This window comes from Streptomyces acidicola, assembly GCF_009377235.1.
GTDB classification, from domain to species: domain Bacteria; phylum Actinomycetota; class Actinomycetes; order Streptomycetales; family Streptomycetaceae; genus Streptomyces; species Streptomyces acidicola.
In genome coordinates this window covers 34,296-45,586 of sequence record NZ_VMNX01000051.1, presented here as the reverse complement: position 1 = coordinate 45,586, position 11,291 = coordinate 34,296, and the positions used below count along the sequence as shown (strand labels likewise).

The following is an 11,291-nucleotide window of genomic DNA, read 5'->3' as shown; positions in this document are numbered from 1 at the left end:
AAAGGAACCTCGCCCTCCCGGAATCGGGAGAGACGGGGTATCAACATATCTGGCGTTGATTTTTGGCACGCTGTTGAGTTCTCAAGGAACGGACGCTTCCTTTGTACTCACCCGAGAGACTCTCTCGCGGCTTTCCTCCGGGCGCTTCCCTTCGGTGTTTCCGACTCTATCAGATCTTTTTCCGATCCGATTTCCTCGGTGCTTTCCAGGTCAGATGCTTTCGCGCTTCCCTTTCCGGCGGTTCCGACTTTATCAGATCCTTTCGGGCCTGATTCCCAGTCGGAGGGTCTTTGTCGGCGGGCTTTTCGCCTTTCGACGTTCACTACGTTAGCCGATTCCCTCGGGAAACTCATAATCGAGTTCCGTGGGCACGGAATTCAGGCATGCGGGCACACCGAATTCGCCCCTGCTGAGGGGAGCCGTAGGTAGTGGGTTGGCCGCTTCCGGCTGCTGACTAAACGCAGTACCCGGTTCAAGCGGCTCGGGCTACATTACGGAGCTCGCGGGGACGCGTCAAGTTCGGCGGCGGCGGGGTGCGTGTGCCCGGTACGGGCTCACTGTGGGGTCGTCGGCGATCCAGTAACGCCAGGGGTGGGTGCCTCCGTCGCCCGCGACGCCGGTGCGGGGGCCGTTTCGTACCTGGTCGGGGGCTGCGGGAGTACCGGTCAGGATGGCGAAGGGACTGTCGGGACCGCCGCAGACGTCCGCACCGTCGAGGGCCCGGTCCACGCCCAGGGCCATGGTCAGGCGGGCCGGACCTTTGGCCAGTTCCCTGTCGCTCCGGGCCGAGACTCGACGTTTGCGGGCGAGTTCAGCGCCGACTGTGACGTCGCCGGCCCGCAGCAGCACCGCGCTCGCCCGGCCCTCCGGGCCGCACACCAAGTTCATGCAGTGCCACATGCCGTAGGTGAAGTAGACGTACACGTGGCCGGGCGGACCGAACATCACGTCGTTTCGGGCTGTGCGACCGCGGTAGGCGTGGGAGCCGGGGTCGTTCTCTCCGTCGTATGCCTCGACCTCAGTGAGGCGGAGTTCGATCGGACCGTCCGGGGTGGTGCGTACGAGGACGCGGCCCAGGAGGTCCGGTGCGACCTCAAGGACAGGTCGGTCGAAGAACTCCCGGGTGAGGGGCGTACGGTCGGGGGTCGCGATCATGGCGTAGGAGCGTAGTCCAGACGGGTGGGTACCGGCGGGTGGTCAGGTGGCGTCCGCCTTGGAAGGGTAAGGGCGCGGAACCGGGCGCGGCTGGATCGCGTTTCTAGGGATCAAGGATCCGTACGGAACAGGGCTTCATAGACGGCACAGGCGTTGCCTGGGGAGGAAGAGACATGGGGTTCAAGCGGCTGCTCGCGAGCCTGGGAGCCGGTGGTGCTTCGGTCGAGACGGTGCTGACCGAGGTCAACGTCGTGCCGGGCGGCGTCGTCCAGGGTGAGGTGCGTATCCAGGGCGGCTCGGTGGATCAGCAGATCGAGGGACTCTCGGTCGGGCTGCAGGCCAAGGTCGAAGTCGAGGGCCAGGACACGGAGTACAAGCAGGACATCGAGTTCACGAAGGTGCAACTCGGTGGGGCCTTCGAGCTGAAGGCCGAGGCGGTCCACGCCGTGCCGTTCGGTCTGGAGATCCCCTGGGAGACGCCGGTCACGATGATCGACGGTCAGGCGCTGCGCGGCATGAACGTCGGTGTGACGACCGAGTTGGCGATCGCCCGGGCCATCGACTCCGGTGACCTGGACCCGATCAACGTGCACCCGCTGCCGGCGCAGCAGGCGCTCCTGGACGCCTTCATCCAGCTCGGCTTCCGCTTCAAGAACGCGGACCTGGAGCGCGGGCACATCCGGGGTACGCGGCAGAGGCTGCCCTTCTACCAGGAGATCGAGTTCTTCCCGCCGCAGCAGTACCGCGGCCTGCACCAGGTCGAGCTGAGCTTCGTGGCGGACGAACACGAGATGGACGTCGTACTGGAGATGGACAAGAAGCCGGGTCTGTTCAGCGAGGGCAGCGACACCTTCCGTTCCTTCCAGGTGGGGCTGAACAACTACCAGGGCACCGACTGGACCGCGTACCTGAACCAGTGGCTGTCGGAGGTCGGCAGCAAGCGCAACTGGTTCTAGGCTCAGGAACCAGCGATTCCGACCCACCAGGAGGTACCGAGGTGACCGAGCCCAGCAGGCCGCCGCTTCCCCATGACTTTCATCCGGTCGTGCCGTCGTTCACGGTCACGAGCGAGGACGTCGAGCCGGGGGCGACGCTGAAGGACGCTCAGGTCTACGCGGCGGGGAACACCTCGCCGCAGCTGCGCTGGGAGGGCTTCCCGCCGGAGACCAAGAGTTTCGCCGTGACGTGCTACGACCCGGATGCCCCGACCGGGAGCGGGTTCTGGCACTGGGTGGTGTTCGACATCCCTGCCTCCGTCACGGAGTTGCCGGCAGGTGCGGGCACGGGAAAGTTCGAGGGGCTGCCGGAGGGCGCGGTACACGCGCGCAACGACTACGGGACGAAGGACTTCGGCGGTGCCGCACCGCCGCCCGGAGACCCGGCGCACCGCTATGTGTTCACGGTGTACGCCGTGGACCAGGAGAAGCTCGGCCCGGACCCGGACGCCTCGCCCGCGGTGGTGGGGTTCAATCTGCGCTTCCACACGCTGGCGCGGGCTCAGCTGATCGGTGAATACGAGGCTGTCGCCGACAGCTGAGCTGATGCGGATCGCCGCAGACTGACGTTCATGGAACGTTTGCTCGCCTCTGGTCTTGGAATTGATCAGAGGCGGGCATTTTTTTATTGCGTTGTCCATCTCGGCGTGCCCGGCCAGAGTTGATCCAAGTCCGCCAGGGGGTGGGCGGTGCGCAGGAGGTGGGCTGGAATGCGGGACACGCTGGTACTGAACGCGAGCTTCGAGCCGCTGTCGACGGTGACGCTCAACCGCGCCGTCGTACTGGTGCTGCAGGACAAGGCCGTCGTGGAGCAGGCCCACCCCGAACTGCGCATGCGCGGAGCCGCGGTCGACATACCGGCGCCCCGGGTGATCAGACTCTGCAGGTACGTACGGGTGCCGTTCCGAAGACAAGCTCCGTGGTCGAGGCGGGGGGTCCTGGTGCGCGACCGGCACAGGTGCGCGTACTGCGGCAGGCGGGCGACGACCGTGGACCATGTGGTGCCGCGTTCGCGGGGCGGTGGGGACACCTGGCTGAACACGGTGGCCTCGTGCGCGGAGGACAACCACCGCAAGGCGGACCGTACGCCGGAGCAGGCGGGTATGCCGTTGCTGCGGCAGCCGTTCGAGCCGACGCCTGCTGATGCGATGTTGCTGGCCCTGGGGCAGGACGACCTTGAGGCTCTGCCGGATTGGCTGGGTCAGTCGGCCGCGTAGGGGTTCATGAGGTTTTCGGGGAACTGCGGGCCGTTCGTAGCTGGTCGCGCAGTTCCCCGCGCCCCTTTCGGGGAGCGACCCCTCAGTCCGTGATCGACGGCTTCTCTCGGCGTTCCATGCCGGTAGCCGGGGCGGGAACCGTGCCCTGGCCGCCTGAACCGCCGGTCATCGGGCCGAAGTTGCCGATGGCTCCGGAGAGGCCCTTGAGGGCGTCGCCGATTTCACTGGGGACGATCCAGAGCTTGTTGGCGTCGCCCTCGGCGATCTTCGGCAGCATCTGGAGGTACTGGTACGAGAGCAGCTTCTGGTCGGGGTCTCCGGCGTGGATGGACTCGAAGACCGTACGGATGGCCTGGGCCTCGCCCTCGGCCTTCAGGGCCGCGGCCTTGGCCTCACCTTCGGCGCGCAGGATCGCGGACTGCTTCTCACCTTCGGCGGTGAGGATCTGCGACTGGCGGATACCTTCGGCGGTGAGGATCGCGGCGCGCTTGTCACGGTCGGCGCGCATCTGCTTCTCCATCGAGTCCTGGATGGAGGTCGGGGGCTCGATGGCCTTGAGCTCCACGCGGTTGACGCGGATGCCCCACTTGCCGGTGGCCTCGTCGAGGACTCCTCGCAGGGCCGCGTTGATCTCCTCGCGGGAGGTCAGGGTCCGCTCCAGGTCCATGCCACCGATGATGTTGCGGAGGGTGGTGACGGTGAGCTGCTCGATCGCCTGGATGTAGCTGGCGACCTCGTAGGTGGCGGCGCGCGCGTCGGTCACCTGGTAGTAGATGACGGTGTCGATGTTGACGACCAGGTTGTCCTGGGTGATCACCGGCTGGGGTGGGAACGGTACGACCTGTTCGCGCAGGTCGATGCGGTTGCGGATGGTGTCTATGAACGGGACCACGATGTTCAGGCCCGCGTTGAGTGTTCGTGTGTAACGGCCGAAGCGCTCGACGATGGCGGCGCTGGCCTGTGGGATGACCTGGATGGTCTTGATCAACGCGATGAAGACCAACACCACCAGAATGATCAGGACGATGACGATCGGTCCCATCGTGGCTTCCCCGTACCCTTCTCCGCTTCGGCGCTTCGGGAGGATCTTATGCTTGTTGAAGATCTTGCTGGACGAGTCTGACAGAACACAGACTCCCAGGTGGGGCCTTCGGCCCAGTTCCGTCGTGCGAGATCACATGATGATCGCCGTGGCGCCCTCAATCTCCACAACGTCCACTTCCTGACCCACTTCGTAGGTCTGAGCGGCGTCGAGAGCGCGTGCCGACCAGACTTCCCCGGCGAGCTTGATCCGGCCGCCTCTGCCGTCGACCCGTTCCAGTACGACGGCGTGCTTGCCCTTCAACGCGTCGATACCGGTGGAGTGTTGGGGCCTCTGGGAGCGGTGCCGGGCCGCGATGGGGCGTACGACGGCGATGAGTGCGACCGAGACGACGGCGAACACGACCACCTGGAGCACGACACCCCCACCGAGCCCCGCGGTCACGGCGCCTGCGACGGCGCCTACAGCGAGCATGCCCAGCTCCGGCATCGCGGTCACGACGAGCGCGACCCCGAGCCCGGCCGCGGCAACCAGCCACCACACCCATGCGTCGATGCTGTCCACATGGCCATGGTAGGACCGCAACGGTCCCGCGGACAGAGCGCGTGATCAAGTTGTGGCTGCCCGGGCCGGGTTGTGCGGTCGGACGGTCCAACTCTCGGGCGGACGCGAGGGCTTGACGGTCAGGTCAGCGGAAGGCCCTGGGCGGTCCAGCGGTCCCCGACCTGTTCGACGACCAGCGGGAGGCCGAAGCACAGGGAGAGGTTGCGCGAGGTGAGCTCCAGCTCCAGCGGGCCCGCCGCGAGGACCTTGCCCTGGCGGATCATGAGGACGTGGGTGAAGCCCGGCGGGATCTCCTCGACGTGGTGCGTGACCATGATCATGGAGGGCGCGATCGGGTCGCGGGCCAGGCGGCCGAGACGGCGTACGAGATCCTCGCGGCCGCCGAGGTCGAGGCCGGCGGCCGGCTCGTCGAGGAGCAGCAGCTCGGGGTCGACCATCAGCGCGCGGGCGATGAGGGTGCGCTTGCGCTCGCCCTCGGAGAGGGTGCCGAACCGGCGGTCCACGTACTCGGTCATGCCGAGGCGGTCGAGGAAGGCGCGGGCGCGGTGCTCGTCGACCTCTTCGTAGTCCTCGTTCCAGGTGGCCGTCATGCCGTAGGCGGCGGTCAGCACGGTCTGCAGGACGGTCTGGCGCTTGGGGAGCTTCTCGGCCATGGCGATACCCGCCACGCCGATGCGCGGGCGCAGCTCGAAGACATCGACCTTGCCGAGGGTGTCGCCGAGGATGGTGGCGGTGCCCTTGCTGGGGAAGAGGTAGCTGGAGGCGAGGTTCAGGAGGGTGGTTTTCCCGGCGCCGTTGGGGCCGAGGATGACCCAGCGCTCGCCCTCCTTGACCGACCAGGAGACCTGGTCCACCAGAGCCCGGCCCTCCCGGACCACGGATACGTCCTCCAGCTCCAGAACATCGCTCATGAGCGCGCTGTCTCCCCTTGCAGTGTCGGCCTGTCTCGGTGTCGGCCTGGTCTCGGCTGTGGCGTACGCCTGTGGGCGCCGCCGCCTGTGGTGCGCGGCCCCCAGGGAAATCTACGCCACCGGTCGGTCGGTCCATCCCATCGGTCGGTCCTTAGGGTGGGGGGCATGCTCTCGGAACCACGTTCAGGACGCCTCGCCGCATGGGGAAATGCCCTCTTGGCCGGACTTGTCTCACCGGATGACGCGGTGCTCGCGATCGTCGGGGAGGACGCCGTGCACCGGGTCGACGGGCTGCCCGGGGAGTCGGGGCCGGTCGGTCTGACGCTGGCACTGGGGCGGCTGCGCTCGCTGGGTGCGAGCGGGTTGCGGGTGGCGCTGCCCGCGCCGGGGCATCCGCTGGGGCTGAGCGGGCCGCCTGAGTTCAATGCGCGGGCGCTGGACGCGGAGCAGGCGGTGATCTGCCGCGGGGCCGCTCTGGGGCTCGTGCCGGAGGTGTACGAGGCCGGGCCGGACGGCGATGTGCATGTGGAGGTCGTCTGGCACTGTCTGGCGGTGCGGGAGGCTCCGCCGGCCGACGTGCCGTCCCTCGGGGAGGCCGAGCGGGAGCTGGCGGAGGCGTTGCGGGAGGCGACGGAGGTGCTGTCGCGGCTGGACGTGGCGGCTTCGGGGCCGGTGGCGGAGGCGGCGGTCGACGCCTACCGGGCGCGGGCCGAGCGCGGGCGTGAGGTGCTGGCGCCGGGGTACCCCCCGCGGGCGGTACGGGTGCTGGAGCTTGCCCAGCGGGTGGGGTTGCTGATCTCGGTGGCGTACGAGCGGGGGCACGGGGGTGCGGTGAGCGCCTCGGAGATGGCCGCGCGGGCGTCGGCCCTGCGGCCCGTGGAGCGGACGGCTCGGCGGGCGCAGGTGGCGGCGTACAACTCCGTGGTGGAGGAGCGGGAGCGGGGGGTGCGCTGAGCGGGGGGTGTTCGCCCCTGCCGCCTCTGCCCTCCCCCGAGCTCTCGGCTCCGCTCGATCGAACAGGGGACCCTCATCATCCCTGGGCGCTGCGCCCCCAGGGGTCTGCCGGGAGGCGGGGGTGAGTGGGTACGCACGACAGACCGGCCTCCGGGAGGCTGCTCCCGCGAGGCCGGTGGTCGTTCGTGGTCCGGGCAGACCTCAGTGATTGACGCCCAGGTTGCCGAAGGCCGGGTTCAGGACGCCGATGACGTTCACGGAGTTGCCGACCGCGTTCACGGGGACGTGGACCGGAGCCTGGACGAGGTTGCCCGAGAGGACACCCGGCGAGCCGATGGCCTTGCCGCTCGCGTGCGCCCCACCGTCGGTCGCGGAAGCCATCCCGGCACCGGCGGCAACCAGGCCACCGGCCACGAGGGTGACGGCAGCGGCCTTCTTCAGGTTCTTCACTTCTCAGTCCTCCTTGGCGATCGCTGCGGCAAGGCGCCGCAGCACGCCATGGAAAACGGCCCGGCCCCGGCAGGGGATACGCCATCCGGGGGACATACACACGACGGTATGAATCTCAGCCTGGAGCGTAACTTTCTGAATTGCCGCTCATGTCATTAATCCCACTGGTCATCCCGTCACACCATGGCGTACCGCCCACAGCGCGGCCTGGGTGCGGTCGGCCAGGTCCAGCTTCATCAGGATGTTCGAGACATGGGTCTTGACCGTCTTCTCGGAGAGGACGAGGGCGCGGGCGATCTCGCGGTTCGAGCGGCCGTCCGCGATCAGGCCGAGCACCTCGCGCTCCCGCTCGGTGAGTGAACCGCCTCTGCCCTGGCCCGAGTTGGCCTCCTCCTGGGAGAGGAGAGCGCCGGCCACCTCCGGCTGGAGCAGGATGTGCCCGGCGTGCACCGACCGGATGGCGCCCGCGAGCGCATCGGGGTCCACGTCCTTGTAGACGTACCCGGCGGCGCCGGCACGCAGGGCCGGGACCACCGTGCGCTGCTCGGTGAAGCTGGTGACGATCAGCACGCGCGCGGGGTTGTCGAGTGAGCGCAGCCTGCGCAGGGCCTCGACGCCGTCCATGCCCGGCATCTTGATGTCCATGAGGACGATGTCGGGCCTCAGCTCCTCGGCGCGGGCGACTCCTTCGGCGCCGTCGGCCGCCTCGCCCACGACCTCGATGTCGTCCTGCACCTCCAGGAAGGTGCGCAGTCCGCGCCGGACCACCTGGTGGTCGTCGACGAGCAGCACCTTGATTGCGTCAGCCACCAGGGACCTCCATTTCGATCGTGGTGCCCTTTCCGGGCGCCGACTCCACCGTCAGGCGGCCGCCGACCCCGCTCGCCCGGTCGCGCATGGAGACCAGCCCGAGGTGGCGTCCCGCGCGGCGTACGGTCGCCGGTTGGAAGCCGCTGCCGTCGTCCCTGACGCGCAGGACCGCCGTGGCGTCGCGCCGCTCCAGGGTCACCTCGACCCGATCGGCCCCCGAGTGGCGCAGCGCGTTGTGCAGGGCCTCCTGGGCGACGCGGAGCATGGCCTCCTCCTGTGCGGCGGGCAGGGCGCGGACGCCGCAGCTGGTGAAGGTCACGCGCGCGGTGTGGGCGCGGTCCAGGACGTGGACCTGGGTGCGCAGGGTGGCGACGAGGCCGTCCTCGTCGAGGCCCGCGGGGCGGAGCTCGACCACGGCGGCGCGCAGTTCGTCGGCGGCCTCGGCGGCGAGCATGGCCACCTGGTGGAGCTCTCCCTTGGCGCGGCGGGGGTCGCGGTCGACCAGGGCGGCCGCGGCCTGGGCGGTCAGGCGCAGGGAGAAGAGCTTCTGGCTGACGGCGTCGTGCAGTTCGTGAGCGAGGCGGGAGCGCTCCTCGGCGATGGTGAGCTCGCGGCTGCGCTCGTAGAGCCTCGCGTTCGTCAGGGCGATCGCGGCGTGCTGGGCGAGGATCGACAGCAGTTCCTCGTCCTCCTCGGTGAATCCGCAGCCGCCCACCGGCTTGGGGCACCGCTTGTTGGCGAGGAAGAGGGCGCCGATGACCTCGTCGCCGTCACGGATGGGCAGGCCCAGGAAGTCGGCCAGATCGGGGTGGGCGCTCGGCCAGCCCTCGAAACGGGGGTCCTTGCGCACATCGGCCAGGCGCTCCGCCTTGGCCTCGTGGAGCATCGCGGCCAGGATGCCGTGCTGGCGCGGGAGTGGGCCGATGGCCTTCCACTGCTCGTCGGTGACGCCGTCGACCACGAACTGGGCGAAGCCACCGTGGTCGTCGGGCACGCCCAGTGCCGCGTACTCCGCGTCGAGCAGCTCGCGTGCGGAGGCCACGATCGTCTTGAGGACGTCGCGCACCTCCAGGTGTCTGCTCATGGCCAGCAGCGCGGAACTCACCGCGGCGAGGCCGGACCGTGGACCTTGGCTCATGACCTCACGGTACCTGCGGGGTGTGACACCGCGGATCGGACCTGTGACGGCCTCCGCCTGGGCCGCGGGCCCTAGGGCGAAGGGCCCTGGCGCATTGCGGCCCGCGCACGAGGCGGGCGGGACGGCCCGGTTCCTACGGTGAAGGCGTCCGCTGAGGCGGGTTCGGCGGCCGGTGCCTGAGGGCGGTCGGCGGCCGGGAACACACGCCGGGAGCGGCGGTCACGCGACGAGGGGACGGATGGCATGCCAGTAGCGATCATCACGGGAGCTTCGAAGGGGCTGGGGCAGGCACTCGGCGCCGCCCTGGCGGAACGCGGCTGGGACCTGGTGCTCGACGCCAGAACCGCGGACGTGCTCCAGGAGACGGCGAAGGAACTGTCGGCGTACGGGACCCGGGTGGAGGCCCTGGCGGGGGACGTCACGGACGCCGGGCACCGGGCCGCTCTGGTGGCGGCGGCACATCGGCTGGGCGGTGTGGACCTGCTGGTGAACAACGCGAGCGCGCTGGGCGCCGAACCGCTCGTACGGCTGGACGAGCTGCCGCTGGAGGGGCTGAGGCGGGCGCTGGAGGTGAACGTGGTCGCCGCGCTGGGTCTCGTCCAGGAGGCGCTGCCGCTGCTGCGGGCCTCCGGGGCGGGCGCGGTCATCGACGTCAGCTCGGACGCGGCCGCGGAGGCGTACGAGACGTGGGGCGGGTACGGGGCGTCGAAGGCGGCACTGGACCACCTGTCGGCGGTGCTCGCCGAGGAGGAGCCCGGGCTGCGGGTGTGGGCGGTCGATCCCGGGGACATGGCCACGGACCTGTATGCGGCGGCCGTACCGGACGACGACGATCCCCGGCCGGAGCCGGCCGACGTCGTACCGGCCTTCCTGCGGCTGATCGACGAGCGTCCGGCCAGTGGCCGCTATGGTGCGCCGTCCCTGCTGGAGCGTCGATGACGACCGCGCTGCGGGTTCCGGAGGAGTTGTCGGCGCGAGTGCCGGCCGAGCAGCGCGGACCCGGCCTGGAACGGGACGCGGTGCGGCTGCTCGTCTCGCGCGGCGCCGAGGTGTCGCACCACCAGTTCGTGGAGTTGCCGCGGCTGCTGCGGGCCGGGGACCTGCTCGTCGTCAACACCTCCCCCACGCTGGCGGCCGCTGTGGACGGTCATGTGGGGCACGCGCGCGTGGTGGTGCATTTCTCGACGTGGGGTGACGACGGGCGGTGGGCCGTCGAGCTGCGGGATCCGGACGGGACGGGCACCACGCGCGCGCGTGCGGGAGGACCCGCGGGGACAGAGGTGCGCCTGCCCGAGGACGTACGGCTGGTAGTGGAGGAGCCGCTGAGCGCGGACAGTGCTCGGCTGTGGTGGGCGCGCGTGTCGGCCCCCACGGGTCCGGACGACGGTCCGGACGTGCTGGGGCTGCTGCGGGAGCACGGGCGGCCCATACGGTACGCGTACACGGAACGGGACCAGCCGCTGTCGGCGCACCAGACGGTGTTCGCGCTGCTGTCGGCCGACGGGGCAGGCAGTGCGGAGATGCCGAGTGCGGCGCGGCCCTTCACGGCGCGTCTGGTGGCGGAGCTGGTGAGCCGGGGCGTGCAGTTCGCGCCGGTCACGCTGCACACGGGGGTGGCGTCGACCGAGGCGCACGAGCCGCCGTACCCGGAGCGCTTCGCGGTGCCGGAGGCGTCGGCCCGGCTGATCAACGCGGCGGGAGCCGGAGGGGGGCGGATCGTCGCGGTGGGTACGACGGCGGTGCGGGCCGTGGAGTCGGCGACCGGGCCCGACGGGGTGGTGCGGGCCACGGAGGGCTGGACCGGTCTCGTGGTCACCCCGGAGCGCGGGGTGCGGGTGGTGGACGGGCTGCTGACCGGACTGCACGAGCCGGAGGCCTCGCACCTGCTGATGCTGGAGGCGGTCGCGGGACGGGCGGCGGTCGACCGGGCGTACGAGGAGGCGCTGCGCGGGCGCTACCTGTGGCACGAGTTCGGGGACGTGCACCTCATTCTCCCGGAGCGCGCGATCGACAACGTCGACAGCGCCTGCTGAGGCCGGCGCGCGGGTCTCGGAA

General features: G+C 69.8%; 13 protein-coding genes. 6 read left to right on the top strand and 7 right to left on the bottom strand.

The window, feature by feature from the left end; genetic code table 11:
- Positions 1-513: 513 nt before the first annotated feature.
- Positions 514-1,155 carry a DNA-3-methyladenine glycosylase gene (locus FPZ41_RS16395; protein WP_152863317.1) on the bottom strand — a complete coding sequence of 214 codons (642 nt, stop codon included), beginning with the start codon at positions 1,153-1,155 and terminating at the stop codon, positions 514-516.
- A 173-nt stretch (positions 1,156-1,328) separates the two neighbouring features.
- On the opposite strand from FPZ41_RS16395, the gene FPZ41_RS16390 reads away from it, so the two are divergent.
- The 3 genes from FPZ41_RS16390 to FPZ41_RS16380 all read left to right on the top strand — a co-directional run bounded on the left by FPZ41_RS16390 (position 1,329) and on the right by FPZ41_RS16380 (position 3,367).
- Entirely contained in the window at positions 1,329-2,111 is a 783-nt protein-coding gene (locus FPZ41_RS16390; RefSeq protein ID WP_131571895.1) for a sporulation protein, read from the top strand.
- Positions 2,112-2,152: 41 nt separating this feature from the next.
- Positions 2,153-2,692 (top strand): YbhB/YbcL family Raf kinase inhibitor-like protein, encoded by a 540-nt coding sequence (locus tag FPZ41_RS16385; protein WP_322620311.1) that lies wholly within the window; start codon positions 2,153-2,155, stop codon positions 2,690-2,692.
- A gap of 168 nt (positions 2,693-2,860) precedes the next feature.
- Entirely contained in the window at positions 2,861-3,367 is a 507-nt protein-coding gene (locus FPZ41_RS16380; RefSeq protein WP_131571897.1) for an HNH endonuclease, read from the top strand.
- Positions 3,368-3,449: 82 nt separating this feature from the next.
- Here FPZ41_RS16380 and FPZ41_RS16375 read toward each other — a convergent pair whose 3' ends face one another.
- The 3 genes from FPZ41_RS16375 to FPZ41_RS16365 form a co-directional block, all read right to left on the bottom strand.
- The gene (locus FPZ41_RS16375; protein WP_152863315.1) at positions 3,450-4,409 is read right to left on the bottom strand and encodes an SPFH domain-containing protein; all 960 of its coding nucleotides are present in this window, start codon (positions 4,407-4,409) and stop codon (positions 3,450-3,452) included.
- 132 nt (positions 4,410-4,541) lie between these two features.
- Positions 4,542-4,973, bottom strand: coding sequence for an NfeD family protein (locus FPZ41_RS16370; RefSeq protein ID WP_131571899.1), 432 nt, complete (start codon positions 4,971-4,973; stop codon positions 4,542-4,544).
- Positions 4,974-5,092: 119 nt separating this feature from the next.
- Positions 5,093-5,884, bottom strand: a complete 792-nt coding sequence (locus FPZ41_RS16365; RefSeq protein ID WP_131571900.1) for an ABC transporter ATP-binding protein — start codon at positions 5,882-5,884, stop codon at positions 5,093-5,095.
- Between the two features lie 165 nt (positions 5,885-6,049).
- On the opposite strand from FPZ41_RS16365, the gene FPZ41_RS16360 reads away from it, so the two are divergent.
- Positions 6,050-6,838: a hypothetical protein gene (locus FPZ41_RS16360; protein WP_152863311.1), complete on the top strand. Its 789-nt coding sequence runs from the start codon at positions 6,050-6,052 to the stop codon at positions 6,836-6,838.
- 201 nt (positions 6,839-7,039) lie between these two features.
- Here FPZ41_RS16360 and chpE read toward each other — a convergent pair whose 3' ends face one another.
- The 3 genes from chpE to FPZ41_RS16345 form a co-directional block, all read right to left on the bottom strand.
- Entirely contained in the window at positions 7,040-7,288 is a 249-nt protein-coding gene (chpE, locus tag FPZ41_RS16355) for a chaplin ChpE (protein ID WP_322620310.1), read from the bottom strand.
- 168 nt (positions 7,289-7,456) lie between these two features.
- Positions 7,457-8,098 carry a response regulator gene (locus tag FPZ41_RS16350; RefSeq protein WP_131571157.1) on the bottom strand — a complete coding sequence of 214 codons (642 nt, stop codon included), beginning with the start codon at positions 8,096-8,098 and terminating at the stop codon, positions 7,457-7,459.
- Positions 8,091-9,236 (bottom strand): GAF domain-containing sensor histidine kinase, encoded by a 1,146-nt coding sequence (locus FPZ41_RS16345; RefSeq protein ID WP_152863307.1) that lies wholly within the window; start codon positions 9,234-9,236, stop codon positions 8,091-8,093. The genes FPZ41_RS16350 and FPZ41_RS16345 overlap by 8 nt, the downstream gene beginning before the upstream one ends.
- 243 nt (positions 9,237-9,479) lie before the next feature.
- Here FPZ41_RS16345 and FPZ41_RS16340 point away from each other — a divergent pair, with 243 nt between their 5' ends.
- Together FPZ41_RS16340 and FPZ41_RS16335 are read left to right on the top strand one after the other, a co-directional pair.
- Positions 9,480-10,175: an SDR family NAD(P)-dependent oxidoreductase gene (locus FPZ41_RS16340; RefSeq protein ID WP_152863305.1), complete on the top strand. Its 696-nt coding sequence runs from the start codon at positions 9,480-9,482 to the stop codon at positions 10,173-10,175.
- Entirely contained in the window at positions 10,172-11,269 is a 1,098-nt protein-coding gene (locus FPZ41_RS16335; RefSeq protein ID WP_152863303.1) for an S-adenosylmethionine:tRNA ribosyltransferase-isomerase, read from the top strand. The genes FPZ41_RS16340 and FPZ41_RS16335 overlap by 4 nt, the downstream gene beginning before the upstream one ends.
- The last annotated feature ends 22 nt before the right edge of the window (positions 11,270-11,291 follow it).